Below are 17846 nucleotides of genomic sequence, written 5' to 3' on the forward strand. Positions count from 1 at the left end.
TAACTTAGCGGCAGTGAATATGATAAAATTTTTTAGAAGGATTGCTGTTTTATACCTGCTGATCCATAGTTCAACCGCTATGGCGCAGCTGTTTGAACCTGCCGATAAACATGCCACAACCGAAGCCCGGCAGCTTTTTTACAGTATGCAGCGCCTGCTTAACGTGGGGGTAATATTTGGTCACCACGATGACCTGGCTTATGGTGTGGGATGGCGTAATGAACCGGACCGCTCAGATGTTAAGAGTGTTACCGGATCATACCCGGCCCTGTATGGCTGGGATTTGGCCAGGATTGAGCACGACAGCATTCACGATATTAACGGAATCGCCTTTGAACAGCAGAAGCGGTTTGTTAAAGATGTTTATGCGCGCGGCGGCATCAATACATTTTGCTGGCATATGGATAACCCGGTCAATGGCAAAACCGCCTGGGATACCACGCAGCATACCGTAAAAGATCTTATCCCCGGCGGCGCGTTTCATGATGTATATGTTGGATATCTTGATCGTGCGGCCAATTATTTAGCTGAAATGAAAGGCCCGGAAGGCGAGGCTATCCCGATATTGTTCCGGCCATTTCATGAGCTTACGGGCAATTGGTTTTGGTGGTGCAAAAACACCTGTACCCCCGATGAATTTAAAGCCCTGTGGCGTTTTACTATCGATTACCTGCGGGATAAAAAGAAGCTGCATAACTTGCTCATCGTATATTCGGCGGCTGATTTTGAATCGGAATATGAGTTTTTGGAACGCTATCCCGGCGATGCTTACGCGGATTTTATAGGCTTTGATAATTATTGTACGCAAAGCGTTGAGCGTTTTCAAGCTAAGCTGGATCAACGCCTTGCCATTGTTGATGGCATCGCTGTAAAACACCATAAAATAACATGCCTGCCCGAAACCGGCTATGAAGGTGTCCCCATGTCCAACTGGTGGACGGATATAATACTGCAAACCCTCGCTAAGCATAAAGTATCCTACGTAATGGCATGGCGCAACGGAAACGATCATCATTATTACGTTCCATACCCCGGCCAAACCAGCGCCGGTGATTTTATAAAGTTTTATAATAGCCCGCAAACCATTTTCCAAAACCGCATAACACCACTGGGCATTTATGGTAAGCCAAATTGGAAGCAGTAGCCTTGCGGTTCATGGATGATAGTTCATGGTTCATAGAGGAGGTGGATAATACATTCATTTTGGCTTTATGCTTTAAGCCTTCGACTTTTTGCTTAAAACAGCTACACCCGATATCCCGGCCAGCAAGGACGCTAACAGGATCCCATATTTGGCCTGGTCAATCATTTCGGCATGATCAAAGGCCAGTGCCGATATAAAAAGGGACATGGTAAAACCTACGCCTGCAAGCAAAGCCACACCTGTCATTTGTTTCCAGGATGAACCTGCGGGTAATTGTGCGCCAAATTTTACCATGAGCCAGGTAAAGAGCAATACACCTGTAAACTTGCCGGCAAGCAGGCCTGTAGCCACACCCATGCTAACAGGGTTGGCCAGTGACGAGAAAAAGTCATGGCTAACAATAATCCCGGCATTGGCTAAAGCGAAAAGCGGCATGATGACGAAAGCTACCCAGGGATGCAGGATGTGTTCAATTTTTTGCAGCGGAGTTTCGGCGTCAAGGCTCAGCTTTTTTATTTTATCAATAATGTGGTGCTGTTCGGGCGTTATAAGCGTACTGTTGTTGGGCTGCTCGTTTTCAAAATCGGTAAGGTATTGCTTTACAGATTGGGTGTAACTGATCTCGCTGATGCGGGTACGTGCTGGAATAGTAAAAGCCACCAATACACCCGCAATAGTTGCGTGGACGCCTGAAAGTAAAAAAGCTATCCAAACAGCGAAGCCTATGATCAAATAAAAAGCGGTACTCCTGATCCCCATTTTATTGCCGATAAGCAGCAGCACCAGCAGCCAAACCCCAAAGGTAAGCGGCACAAGCGCTATGTGACTGCTGTAAAAAAGAGCAATAACTAAAACAGCGCCGAGGTCATCGGCAACGGCCAATGCTGATAGGAAAACTTTTACAGAGGATGGAATATGTTTGCCCGCCATAGATAGTAAAGCCAGCGCGAAGGCTATATCTGTAGCCATCGGAATCCCCCAGCCATGGGCCGATGGCTTACCGGTATTAAAAAGGAAAAAGATGAAAGCAGGCACCAGCATTCCGCCCAACGCGGCAAACATCGGTAATGAAGCTTTTTTTACAGAGGATAGTTCGCCGGCCATGAACTCGCGTTTTAACTCGAGGCCTATCACAAAGAAAAACAAAGCCATAAGGCCGTCGTTGATCCAAAGGTGCAGGGGATGGTTTAAAACATATTTATCAAAACCGAGCGATAGTTTGAGTTCCCAAAGTTGGTGGTAACTGTGCCGAAAAGGCGAGTTTACCCATATGATAGCCGCAATTACGCTGATAAAAAGCACTATGCCGCCGGTATGTTCCTGGTTTATGAATTTGCTTACCGGCTGCGTGATTTTATCAATAGGGTAGCTTTGTTTCATAGATGCCTAAAATAGGGATTAAGTTTGATTTTTTGGTGAGATGATCTGCCGATTACATCGTATTAAAACAAAACCCGGCCATAAAACATTTATCAATGAAACCGGATATTATGAATAACTATCAGCAAAAATGGATAAATACATTGAAAAACGCTCATTTAAATGGTTGGGAGATCAAGCCCCAGGGAGATGATATTTTTGTGGAGATGCCGCATGTTACGGATCTTAAACTGATAAGGGATAACCTGCCTGAAACGCTTGCGCTGATGGCTTTGGATATTAATTTACCGAAGGAAAGGCTGAAGTTTATTTTTCACAACGGGTACGAGCAGTTTGAATACCTGCTTAATCCTGCCGCTGCGGATTTGGAACAGGAGGACTAAAATCAACGGTTGTTGTTTCGTTGGGTAATTCCTCTTTGGTATTATCCGAATCAATTTTGGCCATTGTTGATACCACTACTACCGAAATTCCCATACAGGCAATCAGGATAAAAGAGGCCCTGAGGGTAGCAATTCCTGCTATAAAACCGATAACCGGCGGACCGACTAAAAAGCCCATAAAACCAATAGTTGATACTGCAGCCAGTGCAACGCCCGGCGACATAGTTTTTGATTTACCGGCAGCGCTGTATACCATTGGTACTACAGATGATACACCTGCACCAACCAGTAAAAAGCCTGCCATGGCCGTATAAACATAGGGGAAAGCTACGGCTATTAACAAACCCATTGCGGTTAATGAGCCGCTAACCTGTAAGGTGCGTTTTAAGCCAAACTTGTGAGCAAACCAATCGGCCACAAAACGTCCGCCTGCCATGGTGAACATGAATGTAGTAAAGCCTATGCCAACCAACGCCTCGGGAGCCAGCACCACTTTTTTGAAGTAGATCACGCTCCAGTCGAACATGGCGCCTTCGCAAATCATGGAACAGAAGGCTATGATACCTAATTTGATGAGCGATTTATCGGGCATTACAAATACAGGCCCGGAATCGGTTACTTTATCATCTTTCAGATAACGGGCAGCTACGGCCACGCCAATCGCTATCACGATCAGCATTAATGAAAAATGATGAAAAGGGATAATGCCGTTGGCTATCATGAACGTGCCTATACCTGCTCCGGTAAAACCGGCCAGGCTCCACAGTCCGTGAAAAAAAGCCATAATGGGCCGCTGGTAAAGCTGCTCGGTAGCCACTGCCTGCGTGTTTACCGCAATGTTTACAGAATTGCTTGCAAAGCCGAAGCATAGCAGGCAGATGATAAGTTGAAACGTATTTTGTGCGAGGCCTAAACTCACCAATGCGGCAGCATAAACCAATAGCGCGGCGATAACGAGTTTTTTACTGCCTATTTTGGTGATGATCCAGCCCGAAAAAGGCAGGGAACACATAAGGCCTACAGGCAGGGCAAATAACACGGCACCCAAACCGGCATCTGATAAACCTAAATTTTGCTGAACAGTAGCAATACGCGATGCCCAGCTGGAGAAACTTAACCCCGCCATAAAAAACATAGCACCCACGGCAATGCGGAGCGTTAGTTTGTTAATGATATCTGTTTTTTGCGGGAAATTGTTCATGTTTTAGTATTGCCATAGTGTCTAAATGACACTATGGTTAATTGCCACAAATATAAGGCAATTAATTGTACTTTTAATAAGCTAAATCGTTTTTTACTTTTAGGTGAATTAAACACTATATAAATGGAAAAGCGCTCGCTTAGCCTGTAATTGACTGAAAGCGAACGCTTCTATAATCTTGTTTTATATTGTTAAGTTTTTACATTGAAGGAGCCAACAACGACATATGATATACCGGTACTCAGGTTTTTAAACTCAGCCCTGAAAGTACCTACTGCATTTCCTTTGCTTGCGCTTGAATGATTTAACGTTGTAAACTTAACTTTGCCACCCAAAAAAGTAGCATCTATATTTGCACCCAAATTAACATTCAAATCTATTAGATCATAGGTGCCTGCGACCACTGTATTGGCTCCTAACTGAAATATGTCCGAACCATTACCATTGATGTACGAAATCATAGTAGTTCCGGTAGTAGATATCGGACTTTGATCGATAGATGTAAGCATAGGGCCGCTCTTTACAACCTTGGCACCCCCATCAACCTGGTAGGAGATGGTTCCCTGCGAAGTAGCTGGGTAATCAGATCCATCGTCGGCAGTGCTGGTTCCTGTTCCTGTGCCCGTTCCTGTACCTGTCCCCGTCCCGGTGCCTGTACCAGTTCCCGTGCCTGTCCCGGTTCCTGTACCAGTGCCTGTCCCGGTTCCTGTACCAGTGCCTGTCCCGGTTCCCGTACCAGTGCCTGTCCCGGTTCCCGTACCAGTGCCCGTTCCTGTATTTGTAGCAGGGACAACGTCAATAGCTTTTGTTTCTTTATCCGGGCCGAGAGGAGGGTCAAGTTTGCAGCTACTTACCGAAGCTGCTATTAAAAGAAGGGTAATTACTTTGCAGTAAATTTTTTTCATATATACAAAGAGTGATAGTTTATGGTTTTACGGTTTAAATATAAGTATTTTAGCTCTTTGTACGTAGGAGAAAAACTATTTGATACAAATAATGTTAAGAAAGGTTTACAATTTTTTCAATTATTTACAGTCGCCATCGGGGCTGCATGATTCGCCTTCGATTGTATCAAACGCTGGTTTGGGGTTTTCTTCCTGCCAGCCGGTAAATGCTTTTGCAAGGGTATCTTTAAATACGGCCACTTCCTGTGCCCCTGATACGGCATATTTGCGGTTCATTACAAAAAACGGAACACCACGCACACCTAAATATTGAGCTTCGGCAATATCATGTTTTACATCGTCGGCGTAGGTGTCGCTTTCAAGCGTTTGTTTAATTTCTTCAGCGTTCAGGCCAATCGCCGTGCCCATTTTAATAAGGGTTTCGGTATCATCAATATTGAGGCCTTCAGTAAAATATGCCCTGAACAAAGCTTCTTCGGCAGCGTCTCCCAATCCATGTTTTTTGGCCAGATGAGCTAACCTGTGCGCGTTAAAACTATTAGCCACAACCGATTTGCTGAAATTATAGGTAAGGCCCGCCTGTGCCGCCATTTGGGTAACATGATCGTTCATCTGTTCGGCATGGTCAAGCGTCCATCCTTTTATATCGGCCAGGTACTGGTTAATGCTGATATTGGGGTTGGTTTTAAGATCGGGGTTTAGCTGAAAGCTTTTCCATTCTATCTCAATTTGTTCTTTGCCTTCAAAGCCGGCCAGCGCTTCCTCGAACCTGCGTTTGCCTATATAACAAAACGGGCACATCACATCCGACCATATTTCTACTTTCATCATTTCCATTTTAAATGTTTAAACAAATTTAAGGCCTGTAATTCTTAACCCCGTAAGGGCAAAGTAAAATTTAACAGGCTTCGTTAGATGCCAGAGTGATTTTTGAGCTACTTTTATGGCTTTAAAAACACGTCCCCCTCATGAAGAATTTATGCCTGAGATGCTTCTCGCTCTTAATGATCTTTACAAGCCTTAAAACATCGGCACAACAAAAAACAACAGATAAAAATTTATTCAGCGCAGGTTATGCTGCAGGCTTTATTGGCGGCTTGTATGATTCCTATTATCAGTATAAACAATTAAAACAACACGGTGATTTTGGTTTGGGCGCCCCAGGCAGGCTTGATGGCGAGCTCATGGTGTTTAACGGCAAGCTTTATCAAACCCAGTCAACGGGTAAAACAACCCAACTTGCCGATACCGGCAAAACCCCTTATGCTGTGGTTTGCTTTTTTCATGCCGAAAAAACATATAAGTGTAATAAGCCTTTATCTAAATCGGCACTGTTTAGCTATCTCGACAGTATCTTAACCAACCAGAACGGGATCTACGCTATCCACATCAAAGGAAATTTTAGTATGGTTAAAACAAGGGCTTTCCCGCCGGTTGATAAACCTTATGTGCCCTTGGCGGCGATGCTTGACAGGCAGCATTTTTTTGATTTTAAGCACATCAAAGGCGATCTCATGGGTTTTAAGATCCCCGCACTGATGGAAGGAGCACATATCAGCGGCTACCATTTCCATTTTTTATCTGATGATAAAACCGGTGGGGGCCATATCATTGATTTGCTTGCAGATGATATCACCATTGAAGTTGAAACGTTAACAAGCTATACCATTGACCTGCCGCAAACGCCGGAATTTAACAGCTTTGATTTTAAGAAAGACCGTAAGGAAGAGATCAAAAGCGTGGAGAATGGAAAAAAGCAATAATCGCCGATCGTTTTATTTGGGCGATAATTTTTTGTAATATGTAAATTTTTATAAATTAGGAAATTATAAACCAATTATAAACTTATTGAGGTAACAGCCCAACGCTGAAGATTTATTGAATAAGCATGAGATGGAACAGTGCTAAAATATTCTGGATAGGTATCATTTTACTGGTGGTGCCCGGCCTTGTTCATGCTTACCTGCTCATGCCATTTCCCGGCAGCCAGGATCTGAATGCCATAACCCTGTGTTATTATCTCGAAAAGGTGATCATGCCGCTGCGCTTGATTGGCTTGCTATTCATTGTTTGGTACCTGTTTAAATTCTACGCTAAAAATACCTTTAAACAAAAGGCTGTTAAAGCCGCTGTTTTTGTGCTTTGTATAGGCAGCTTTTACATAACCGATTATATGTATAAGGCCGAAACCATGTTTAAAGAAACCACAAAAGCTGTTTTTGCCAACGGATTAAAAAACAGGGTGCCGCTAAGCTACCTGGTAGTGGGTGTTGTAAACAACGGTGTAGCCAAGGCTTATCCGCTCATCTACCTGGGCTATCATCATAAACTGCAGGACGATGTAGGCGATAAACCTGTTTTGGTTACTTATTGCACCATGTGCCGTACGGGCAGGGTTTACAGTCCGGTTATAAACGGAGTAAGGCAAAACTTCAGGCTGGTTGGGGCAAGGCACTACAATGCCATAATTGAAGATGAAAACACCAAAACCTGGTGGTACCAGGCAACCGGTAACGCGGCTGTTGGGGAGCTGAAAGGAAAACAATTAACCGAGCTGCCTTATGAGCAATTAACCCTGGCGGCCTGGTTACAGAAACATCCCGAAACGCTCATTTTACAACCCGGCAGGCTATACACCGCAGACTATGCCGACCTGAAAAACTATGACCGTGTGCAGGCTATCGACCGCGACAGCACTATAAAAAACAAAGATTCCCTGATGCGTAAAAGCTGGGTAATTGGTGTGATCATAAACGGCAAAGCCAAAGCTTACGACTGGCGCCACATGTACGCCAAACGCCTGTTAAACGACGAGTTGAACAAAAGTTCACTGCTTATTGGCATTGAAAAGGACAGCCTCAGCTATCATGCCTGGAATACATCAGTAAGCGGTAAAACCCTTCATTTTAAACTGGATGATAAAGGCATGCTTACCGACGAGGAAACCGCTTCGGTTTGGGATTGGGACGGCTTATGCCTGGCAGGTTTGCAAAAAGGGCAGCGCCTTGCTAAAATTCAGGCCTACCAGGAATACTGGCACTCATGGAAACATTTTCATCCCGGTACCGTGTTTTGGAAAGGCGATGAATCGCTGGAGCAAACGGCATCCATTTATCCGCCTTTTTAACAAGCGGCTTTAATTAAATAGCGGTTGCTATTTTGCTGATGTCATCGTCATTAAGCAGAGCTTCTTCAGAAATGTTGGGGTAATACTTATTTAGGATCTTTTGAATAAGCTGGTAGCTTTCGATTGATTGAATGGGAGCGGAAGCCAGTTCAGTGATAGTTGAACCAATAAGCTTAAGTTTTTTTGCCTCGTACTGGTTGATCACAAAGTCAGAAGTTTTTTTCTTACGGCTTTGTTGTATGAGATCATCAAGTTTCTTGATCTCTTCAACCAGGTCAATCATTTTTAATACTTCCACCTTTTTCATCAGCGCCAAAATTAGTGATTTATTTGTAACAGGGGGTATAACAGGATATAAGTTATATTGTTTGTAAGTATGAGACGGGTGGAAGCTGTAATTGTTACGGATAGAAATTGAGCACATTTTCTGTGTGCAAGATAGCAAAACAAAAAAGCGTCATTACGAAGCAATCCCCATGAGGCAGAGTGGTTATGCACGTTTCTCTGTACGGTTTGGGACTGCTTCGTTATCTTATAATGACGTGATTGTAAGTTGTTGGTTATTAAATATATTTTTTTGATCGATATTATAAATATGGGCGTTGCCTGTGGCCCGTGCTATACGCTCATACTGCACAGGCATTAGCCACAAGGCCGGTACCCGCTCCTATCACTAACGCGCCCCGCGCGCCATCTCTAAAATATGTTTTATACATCATTACTTTTTTTTTCGGGGTTTACCTGGTGTTTCCTTGCAATGACGGGTCAGAGGCAGAATTAAAACGATTATTTCTTATCCTCTGTAGTATCCCTTTCAACCAGGGCCATGCCGCATTTAGGGCAGGTGCCGGGTTTATCAAAGGTAAGATCGGGGTGCATGGTGCAGGTGTATTTTCCTTTTTTCTTTACGGTTGAGGTACTGTCGGTTTTGCCGTTGCTTTTAACCGCACTGTTACAGGCGCCAAGGGCAAGGCCGGCTAAGGCTAAAATGATAAAGCTTTTTTTCATTGATTATTTGTTTTTGATGAATGAGGCCAACCCGAATAACGATACTACCAGCACACCTAAGGCGGCCAGCATACTCACTATATCGCGGATATCTTTACCCGCCCAGGTCATGCCGAAATATTTGTGTAAAAATATAAAAGAAAGCCCTTCGGCCCTGTCAATTCCTGCAACTTTTGTAGCCAGCTTTGATGAGGTAGTTTCAATATACCAATTGCTGCCGTCGGCATAACTTACCCTTTCAACCGGCAGGCGTTTGTTGATGAAACCGTACTCGTTATCAAACTGCTTTACCTGGTTAACTTTTACCCTGCCATAAAATTTATCAGCATCAAGGCTGGTATGGTAGTAGGTGCTTAAAAAACGGGCATAATCCTCATCGCCGTTAATTTGTTCTTTGCCGGTTAAGGTGTTAAAGTACGAGATCTGCTTTTTATCAGTTACCTGGTAATAAGTATTACCACCAAAGCTAACCGCAGCTATCCTCTTGATGATACTGTCGGTAACAGGAAGCTGAAGGTTGGAAATAGCCAACTGTTTCCTGTCGATCACCTGCCCATAATCAGGCTTTGGTGTTTCGGTGTTATACAATTTTACGGCAAGGTGAAAAGCCCCGCTGATCACGAAAGTAAACATCACAAAGGAAACAATAAGGCCTATCTGCCGGTGATAACGATGAACGATGCGCTTGTCCTCACCGCCATTTTCTTTTCGCTTTTGAGTTACGGATTTAAACTTTTTCCACATTAAACCATAAACAGTTAAGCCGCTGATGAGGGCGAACAGCATTACCACCATGATGATGAGTAATACTACATTTCGAAAAATATCGCCGCCGATATCAGCCAAAAACTGCCAGGTATGGAACTGTTCAAACAGCCAAAGGAAAGCCTTGCGGGTATTGTTGTTAAATGTACCCATGCGGCTCTGACTGGTTTCAATGTAAATGTCCATGCCATCGGGACGATCAAAGCTAATCTTCCAAACAGGCAAAAGGTGATTGATGGGCTGGTATTGCCCATCAAACGTTGTTTGGAGATCGATCTTTTTAATGTTAGATGTTGAATCCTGCGTAAAATAGCGGGCAAGATAAGTGGCATATAGCTTATCCCCATTTTTTAACAATACCCCATCATTGGCTGAGTAGTAATTGTACACACTATCTTTATCCAGCACCTGGTAATAGGTGTTGTGATTAAAGTTAACCAGTCCGAAGTTCCGGATAACGGAGATATTATTTTTATCCAGTACCTGCTGGATGCTGAGTACCGGTTTCATCCGGCTTTGAGGTAGCGGTTTAAACACTTCCTCCGCAATTAAAGGCCTGAACCAGTTTGACATGAATGGGTGTGAAAGACCGCTTAGTGTCCAGAAGATCACCGGGATGAGGGCTGTTAAGCCCAGCACCCGGTGCCATTTATAAAAGTTGCTTTTTACTGTTGTTGATGCCATTGATCAATATTTTGAAAATGAATAACTGATGCCCAGGGTGTAAGTACGTGGCGGCGCGGCATTATAAGTATCGCCGTACTGGCTGCTGGTTACTGTTGTAGCGTAAAGCTTATTGGTTAAATTAAGCACATTGAACCAGATGCCCGCGCCTTTTAATACGCTGCTTTTTACATCATAACCCAGGCGCAGGTTGTAAATATCATAACCTGAATAGGTTTTGGTATTGGCAGGGTTGGTGTAGTATTGATTGATGTGCTGCCACTCTGTTGCTATCCTGAAGCCGGGCAGGTATTGCGGCTTGTAGCTGAGCTCGGAGTTGGCAACCCAGGCCGGCGCGTTGTTCATGCGTTTGCCATCATAGTTGGTAACCGTGTTGGTACCAGTGGTGTAATTGGTGGTCACTTCACTGTATTCCACATAGGTGTGTTTGGCATTGGTACCGCTAAACCTGAAGGTAAGCTCTTTAACCGGGGCCACAGTAAGCGAGTATTCAATCCCCCGGTGACGTGTTGCGCCTGCGTTTTGGTTCTGGGTAGTGTTATCCGGCAGCAATTGGTTAATGATTTCGTTATGGCCTTCTAAATCAAACACACTCAGCTCAAAATATAGCTTTTTGTTAAAAGCGGAAAACCAGCCGCCGGCTTCGTAATTATCAAAAGTGGCCTGTTTAAGCTGGGTAAGCTGGCGCGAGCTGTACAAGTCGCCGGTTTCGGGCGGTTGAAAACCTACGCTGTAGTTTGCGTAAAGGCCTTTGTTATTACCAACGTTGTAGGTGATGCCGAGTTTGGGGGCAACGATATTGAAATTGTTTGTTTCCTGTTGTTTGTATTTGGTTTGCCCGGCAGGGATCTCATTATCAAAATTGTAATGTACCCTGTCATAACGTAAACCGCCTACAATTCTTAATGCTTCCGTAGGCTTGACTTCATACTGGACATAAGCCGCTGTGTTGAACAACTTGATCTTGTAATTATCAATGTACCTGCCTGTATTACTGAAACCGGTGTAGTAGTTGTTGGCTACATCTTTGGTGATATCAAGATATTGGGCATAATATGAACTCGGGCTATCATCCATATAAACACCGCCAATCAGCCTCGAATGCAGGAAATCAAAATCAACCCGGTGCTGTGCCAGTAAGCCATAGCTGTTGAATTTTTGATCGTTTACCTGGCCGTTGCTGCTTTTGTAAACGCCATTAACGTCGCGAACATCGGAAATATAATAGCTTGGTAATTGTGCTGTGGAGTTATTGCGAAAGAAGAGTGTTACAAAAGTGCTGTTCTTGTCATTCCACTGATGATCCAGGCGGGTGCCGGCACGAAACGATTTTACCTTGCGATAGGTGAAACGTTGGTTGGAGCCATAGCTGCGGTCATAAAACCGGGCGCTGTCTAAACTACCCGGGGTTTGGGTGTTGAGATAATTATAGGCAGCTGAAGTGGTAAGCTTTGTTTTGGCACTGAAATCATAGGTAGTTTTAAAATTGGCCGAGTACTTATCAAAATCAGAATAATCCTGCCAGCTGTCGGTTTGGTGGGCAATATATCCGCCTGCATACAAACCAAATTTGTCCTGGGTAAAACCGCCGTCGGCATCAACACGGCGGTAATGATAATTATCGCCCTGAACAGAAACATTACCTGCATAACCTGTAGGCGGGCCCTGGGTAATAAAGTTAACCGCGCCACCAATGGAGTTACTGCCATAAAGCGATGATGCCGGCCCTTTGATCACTTCGATATCCTTAACGCCCGACATATTGATCTCATACAGCGAGTTATGGTTGAAGATGCCTGTAGGGCGGATAGGGACACCATCCTCCATATACAAATAGAGTGCGTTATAGGTAATAGGTTGTCTGATAGCCATGGTATGCTGTTCGTTACCCAGGTTCACCATGTAAACACCTGCAACCTTGTTCAGCAACTGATAAAGGGCAGTGGCTTTGGTATCCTTAATTTGGGTGGAATTGATTTTACTGATGGCAATAGGGGCATCCTGCCTGGCCTGGCCTTCGCGGCTGGCGGTTACTACAACAGGTTGCAGATCTACAGTTGAAGGCTCTAAGGCAACGTCAAGTTTTTGGCCTTTTATGGCAGATACTTCAATAATGCGTGCGCTGTAACCAACCATGGCAAATTTAAGCCGGTTAACGTCTTGTGCATTGATGCTAAAGTGCCCTTTGGCGTTAGTCATGCCAAGCTTTGCACCTGTAGCAGCATCGGCATTGCAAATTGATGCACCCGCGATGGCTTCATGGGTATTGGCATCTGTAACGGTGCCTTGTATAGTAGTTTGGCCGAGGGCCAGGGTTTTAACGAGTATAAAAATTATAAATAGGATTAAATATCGTTTCATTATATAGTATTACAGGAGTTACCTCCCGGTGTAAAAATGGGTAGAGTAGGGTGTGGGTTGATTGACGGGAGAGTGTAAAGGTGTCTTCTACCCGTCATTGCGAGGTACGAAGCAATCCCCGATCAGGAGGGTGGCTATGCAAGGCTCTCGGTATAGTTTGGGATTGCTTCGTACCTTTCAATGACGGAATGTTTAAATCCGATCATACGCAGCAGATACGATCCTATCGCAAAAGATAAAAAAGCTTACTCTGTAAAGCATGCGATTGCCACGCTTCGCTCGCAATGACATAGTTTTCACACCATACCATCAATCAAAAACCAATAAAAATGAAATGATTATCCTAACTGCGGAGGCTGGAATATCGTAGCCGGGCGATCGGCCGGTACGGTGGGGGTATAAGGGGTTGAAATAACCTGCAACAGGCTGGAGTGGAATTTAACATCAGTTGAGCTGATGACATAAACCTCCTGGAAGAGGCTCTTTTGCGACTGCCTTTCGTCGCTGGCCTGCTTGTCCTCTGCCTGTTTGATCTTTTTCGCGAAGTAGCATTTGCCATCGCAATGGAGCCAGGGTTTGTTCCTGTTTTCGCAAAGCTTGGTAGCAATGTAATTCCTGTTCAGCTCAAAACCTGCGAAAATAAAAAACCGCGAGAAGTTGACCGTGATCAGCGAAAAGATGAGTAAATAGGCTGTAATACGTTGCAGCATGGCGCAAAGGTACGCCCTGTGGGTTTAATCCACAACATTTAGTTCAAAGTCTATAGTCCCAATCTATAAGTCATACAATAATCTGACTTTTGACCTGAAAAATTGCCGCACTATCTATGACTAAAGACTTAGAACTTTCGACTTAAGACTTATCCCTTTTCAACGTAGCATGCAGGTGCTGGCCTTTGTAAACCAGGTTCATACCAATAGAATCCTGATAAACTTTACCCGTATGGGGCGAACTGCCTCCCGGTACCGGGATACTGAAAGAGAAATTATCGCCATTGATCATGCCGTCGGTAATAGCTACATCACCCTGCGGAGCATGAGCTGTACCCCTAAGTTTGCCGCTGTCTACCTTAAAGGTGTAGCTTAAGGGAAAATGATCATCGCCCGGAAGCGCTAACGAACCTATCCATCTGCCGTTAATATCGGCCATCGAAATAAAACTGAAAGCGGTAATAATAATAAACGCACTGATCACCAGGAACTCTTTTTTCATTGTTGATATAGTTTAAGCAGATGCCTATATGCCGTAATTTAAACTATATACAATTTTATTGCCTTTAAGTTTAAATTAAAAAAGAAAAACCTTGCTCATCAGCAAGGTTTTTCTTTTTTAATGTTTTTATTCACGTCTTCCTGAACTTGTTTCAGGATCCCATAGGCAGGTAGGCCATGCAAAGCTGCACTTGGAAAGTGGGGTGCCGAAACAAGTTCGGCATGACGATCTTATTTGAAAATTATTTCTTCTCAACAGATCTTTTCAATACCGAGCTGCTTTTTGAGCCATTGATATCCAGTTCAACGCTAATCGAATCGCCCATGAATTTACCTGTATGCGGAATTGTGATACCGCTGGTGGCTACTGTAAATGAAAAGTCGGTACCATTTGTTTTACCTTCTTTAATGTCAACGTCGCCTTCCGGAGTTAGGGCTGTGCCGGTCAGTTTATCGCCATCAACCTTAAAATTATAAAGCAGTGGATATTCCTGGCCGTCGCTTGTGATTAGCTTGCCTGCCCATTTGCCGTTAAGATCAGCTATAGCTGCAAGACATATCATAAAGCAGCTTACCAATAGCGTAGTAGTAAAAATCTTTTTTTTCATAAATGTGAATTTTGGTTTATAAATATAAGCACCTTGATTTATAGGATGAAATGATTATATGATATTTTATGGTATGGAATTTAAATATCATGTAATTCTTAAATCAGGAAATTAAGGTTGTTGCGCTCTTTTTAAAGTGCTATGTACTTTTGAGCCATTGGCTTCAATATCAACACCTACCGAATCGCCATAGAATTTGCCTGTATGGGCAATGTGGATATCTTCGATGCTTACGGTAAATTTAAAACTGTCGCCGGTTATTTTGCCGTCTTCAATCGGCATATCGCCCTTAGGTGTTTTGGCTGTGCCGGTTAGTTTGTCCCCATCAATCTGAAAATTATAAAGTAGTGGGTAAACTTCTCCGGTTTCTGTTTCAAGCTTGCCTTCCCATTTTCCGGCAATTCCGGCAATGGTTGCAAAGCAAACCGCAATACAAACTGTTACAAGGGCTAAGGTTAAAAAAGTCTTTTTCATAGCTGTTGTTTTCACCGGTAAATGTAAAATCGATATTAAACCAAAACGTAAACTGTACATTAAATTTACTGCCGGTAGTATTATCGATTGATGAACAAAAACTGTACTGCAATAGCCTGATAGTTAACGCCGGGTTCAGTTTTTTACTTTCACTTGTATTTGGGGGCATTTTTTGACTATCTCTAAATAAATGTTAATGATACATTTCCAATTATTCAAAATCATTGTACCTTTAAATCTGCATACTAACCGGGCGAAATCCTGTTTCGCTTTTCACTTTTAAACAACCTATAATAATGAAGAAAATTTTTACCGCATTGCTATTGTTGGGTGGTACATATCTGGGCGCTTCTGCACAGGATGTTCAGCTTAACAAAGGCTGGAAATTTGCTGTGGGTGATTCTGCCCAATGGTCGTCCCCAACTTTTAACGATCAAAACTGGCAAAACATTGATGTAGCCCACTCCTGGGAACCGCAGGGGCATCCTAATTACGATGGCTTCGGCTGGTACCGCGTCCATGTAGTGATCCCATCATTGCTTAAGGAAAAAGCTTATTTAAAGGATAGTCTCCGCTTAAGCCTGGCCAGTGTTGATGATAATGACGAGGTATACCTGAATGGAAAGCTGATCGCTAAATATGGTGGCCACAGCGGAAACATTAAAGATGGCCATTACGGCCCGCGCACTTATAGTATCCCGGCTTCAGATCCGGCAATTTTGTGGGATAAAGAAAATGTGCTGGCCATCCGCATTTATGATACCGGGGGAGATGGCGGTATTTACGGCGATAACTTTTCTATTGCCATGGCCGATGTAATGGATCGCGTTACAGTTAATACCGATGGCGATTTTACTTTCCGGGAAAATAACAGCCTGGCCAAATCAGTCAAATTGGTAACCACCAATAAATACCAGTACCAGGGTACTTTGGCTTTTAAAGTTACCGATCCTGAAACGGGCGCGGTGATCTACGAAAAAACAAACCCTGCAAACTTTACCGCCGGCAAGCCTTTTACTTATTCGTTTGTGATAGCCCGGTTAGCCAAAAAGTCGTATACCATAGCCTATACTTTTACAGATCAAAAATCGGGTAAAGAGATTGTTAAAACGGAAACCACGCCTTATGTGCTTACGCCTTACCCCTCGCCCAGGCCAAAAATTAACGGAGCCGATGTTTACGGTGCAAGGCCGGGTAACCCTTTCCTTTATCTGATCCCGGCAACCGGTAAAAAGCCGCTTACCTATAAAGCTGCGGGCTTGCCTGCCGGCTTAACGCTTGATGCTAAAACCGGTATCATTACAGGTGTGGTAAGCCAAAAGGGAGATTATCCTGTAACGCTTACGGTTACCAATAGTTTAGGCAATAAAACCAAAACACTAACTATTAGCATTGGTGATAAAATCGGCCTTACCCCGGCCCTTGGCTGGAATAGCTGGAACGCCTGGGGATTGAGTGTAAACGATGAAAAAGTAAAGATCTCGGCTAAAGAAATGTCGGAGAAATTAAGTGCTTACGGCTGGAACTATATCAATATCGACGATGGATGGGAGGCGGAAAACCGTGCTGCCGATGGTGCCATCGTAGCTAACAGTAAGTTTCCGGATATGAAAGGTTTAACTGATTATGTACACAGCCTTGGCCTGCATACGGGGATCTATTCATCGCCTGGCCCGCGCACCTGCGGCGGCTTTTTGGGTAGCTGGCAGCATGAAGACCAGGACGCCAAAACTTATGCCGACTGGGGGTTTGACTATTTAAAATACGACTGGTGCTCGTACTCGGAAGTTACCCCGCCGCATCCCGACCTGCCTGCACTTAAGAAACCATACGAAGTAATGCGGACGTCTTTAAACAAGGTAAACCGCGATATTATGTTTAGTTTTTGCCAGTACGGCTGGGGCGATGTTTGGAAATGGGGTGCCGAAACCGGCGGTAACAGCTGGCGTACCACCGGCGATATCCAGGATACCTGGAGAAGTATGAGCGATATTGGCTTTAGCCAGGATCCTGCTTCGCCTTACGCTGGTCCGGGGCATTTTAATGATCCGGATATGCTGGTTGTTGGCAAAGTAGGCTGGGGGCCAAGCCTGCACAATAGCCGTTTAACCTATGATGAGCAATATACCCACATCAGTTTATGGAGCTTGCTATCTGCGCCACTGTTAATCGGCTGCGATATGGGGCACCTGGACAGGTTTACGCTTAGCTTGTTAACCAATGATGAAGTACTGGCTATTGACCAGGATGCCTTAGGCAAAGGTGCAAGGCAGGCTTCTAAAACAGATGAGCAGCAGATTTGGGTAAAAGAGCTTACTAAAGGTGAAAAAGCAATAGGTTTCTTTAACACATCTGATAAATATCAAACTGTTAACCTGGAAGCTAATGACAAGCTGTTAAAAGGCTTTACCAAAGCCCGCGATGTTTGGGAACAGAAATACCTGATAGCGGTTAACCACAAATACACTTTCAAAATCCCACCGCATGGCGTAAAGCTTATTAGGGTTATGTAAGGATTTAGGGTAGGGAGATAAAAAACACGCGTCGTTGCGAGGTACGAAGCAATCCCCGATGAGCAGGGCCACCCTGTATAGT

The 17846-nt window shown here is 44.0% G+C and carries 17 protein-coding genes; 5 read left to right on the top strand and 12 right to left on the bottom strand.

Annotated elements, in window-relative coordinates; all coding sequences use genetic code 11:
• Nucleotides 1-19 precede the first annotated feature (19 nt).
• The gene (locus tag ABIC84_RS17410) at nucleotides 20-1144 is read left to right on the top strand and encodes a glycoside hydrolase family 26 protein (protein WP_426585325.1); all 1125 of its coding nucleotides are present in this window, start codon (nucleotides 20-22) and stop codon (nucleotides 1142-1144) included.
• Nucleotides 1145-1216: 72 nt separating this feature from the next.
• Here the strand turns inward: ABIC84_RS17410 and nhaA are convergent, their stop codons facing one another.
• Nucleotides 1217-2524 (bottom strand): Na+/H+ antiporter NhaA, encoded by a 1308-nt coding sequence (gene nhaA / locus ABIC84_RS17415; protein ID WP_426585327.1) that lies wholly within the window; start codon nucleotides 2522-2524, stop codon nucleotides 1217-1219.
• A 95-nt stretch (nucleotides 2525-2619) separates the two neighbouring features.
• Here nhaA and ABIC84_RS17420 point away from each other — a divergent pair, with 95 nt between their 5' ends.
• Nucleotides 2620-2907, top strand: coding sequence for a hypothetical protein (locus ABIC84_RS17420; protein ID WP_426585329.1), 288 nt, complete (start codon nucleotides 2620-2622; stop codon nucleotides 2905-2907).
• Here the strand turns inward: ABIC84_RS17420 and ABIC84_RS17425 are convergent.
• From ABIC84_RS17425 to ABIC84_RS17435, 3 genes are all read right to left on the bottom strand, one after another.
• Nucleotides 2870-4108, bottom strand: coding sequence for an MFS transporter (locus ABIC84_RS17425; RefSeq protein WP_090528348.1), 1239 nt, complete (start codon nucleotides 4106-4108; stop codon nucleotides 2870-2872). The two genes, ABIC84_RS17420 and ABIC84_RS17425, sit on opposite strands and share 38 nt — an antisense overlap.
• A gap of 191 nt (nucleotides 4109-4299) precedes the next feature.
• Nucleotides 4300-5013, bottom strand: a complete 714-nt coding sequence (locus tag ABIC84_RS17430) for a hypothetical protein (RefSeq protein ID WP_429264354.1) — start codon at nucleotides 5011-5013, stop codon at nucleotides 4300-4302.
• Between the two features lie 120 nt (nucleotides 5014-5133).
• Nucleotides 5134-5844, bottom strand: coding sequence for a DsbA family oxidoreductase (locus ABIC84_RS17435; protein ID WP_426585333.1), 711 nt, complete (start codon nucleotides 5842-5844; stop codon nucleotides 5134-5136).
• Nucleotides 5845-5981: 137 nt separating this feature from the next.
• On the opposite strand from ABIC84_RS17435, the gene budA reads away from it, so the two are divergent.
• Together budA and ABIC84_RS17445 are read left to right on the top strand one after the other, a co-directional pair.
• A complete protein-coding gene (budA, locus tag ABIC84_RS17440; protein WP_426585335.1) occupies nucleotides 5982-6776 on the top strand; it encodes an acetolactate decarboxylase in 795 nt (264 codons plus the stop codon).
• 125 nt (nucleotides 6777-6901) lie between these two features.
• On the top strand, nucleotides 6902-8140 hold the full coding sequence (locus tag ABIC84_RS17445; protein WP_429264355.1) for a DUF3179 domain-containing (seleno)protein: 1239 nt from the start codon (nucleotides 6902-6904) through the stop codon (nucleotides 8138-8140).
• 13 nt (nucleotides 8141-8153) lie between these two features.
• Here the strand turns inward: ABIC84_RS17445 and ABIC84_RS17450 are convergent, their stop codons facing one another.
• From ABIC84_RS17450 to ABIC84_RS17485, 8 genes are all read right to left on the bottom strand, one after another.
• Nucleotides 8154-8447, bottom strand: coding sequence for a hypothetical protein (locus tag ABIC84_RS17450; protein WP_090528337.1), 294 nt, complete (start codon nucleotides 8445-8447; stop codon nucleotides 8154-8156).
• A gap of 479 nt (nucleotides 8448-8926) precedes the next feature.
• Nucleotides 8927-9148 carry a heavy metal-binding domain-containing protein gene (locus ABIC84_RS17455; RefSeq protein WP_429264356.1) on the bottom strand — a complete coding sequence of 74 codons (222 nt, stop codon included), beginning with the start codon at nucleotides 9146-9148 and terminating at the stop codon, nucleotides 8927-8929.
• Nucleotides 9149-9151: 3 nt separating this feature from the next.
• Nucleotides 9152-10597, bottom strand: a complete 1446-nt coding sequence (locus ABIC84_RS17460; RefSeq protein WP_429264357.1) for a PepSY domain-containing protein — start codon at nucleotides 10595-10597, stop codon at nucleotides 9152-9154.
• Between the two features lie 3 nt (nucleotides 10598-10600).
• The gene (locus tag ABIC84_RS17465; RefSeq protein WP_429264358.1) at nucleotides 10601-12958 is read right to left on the bottom strand and encodes a TonB-dependent receptor; all 2358 of its coding nucleotides are present in this window, start codon (nucleotides 12956-12958) and stop codon (nucleotides 10601-10603) included.
• Nucleotides 12959-13296: 338 nt separating this feature from the next.
• Complete coding sequence (locus ABIC84_RS17470; RefSeq protein ID WP_091217873.1) at nucleotides 13297-13668, bottom strand: hypothetical protein; 372 nt, start codon at nucleotides 13666-13668, stop codon at nucleotides 13297-13299.
• Nucleotides 13669-13810: 142 nt separating this feature from the next.
• Complete coding sequence (locus tag ABIC84_RS17475) at nucleotides 13811-14170, bottom strand: hypothetical protein (RefSeq protein WP_429264359.1); 360 nt, start codon at nucleotides 14168-14170, stop codon at nucleotides 13811-13813.
• Nucleotides 14171-14411: 241 nt separating this feature from the next.
• A complete protein-coding gene (locus ABIC84_RS17480; RefSeq protein WP_429264360.1) occupies nucleotides 14412-14777 on the bottom strand; it encodes a hypothetical protein in 366 nt (121 codons plus the stop codon).
• 111 nt (nucleotides 14778-14888) lie between these two features.
• Entirely contained in the window at nucleotides 14889-15251 is a 363-nt protein-coding gene (locus ABIC84_RS17485) for a hypothetical protein (protein ID WP_429264361.1), read from the bottom strand.
• Nucleotides 15252-15547: 296 nt separating this feature from the next.
• On the opposite strand from ABIC84_RS17485, the gene ABIC84_RS17490 reads away from it, so the two are divergent.
• Nucleotides 15548-17764 (top strand): putative Ig domain-containing protein, encoded by a 2217-nt coding sequence (locus ABIC84_RS17490; protein ID WP_429264362.1) that lies wholly within the window; start codon nucleotides 15548-15550, stop codon nucleotides 17762-17764.
• Nucleotides 17765-17846 lie beyond the last annotated feature (82 nt).

The sequence above is a fragment of the Mucilaginibacter sp. 3215 genome (assembly GCF_050433785.1).
Classification (GTDB): Bacteria; Bacteroidota; Bacteroidia; order Sphingobacteriales; family Sphingobacteriaceae; genus Mucilaginibacter.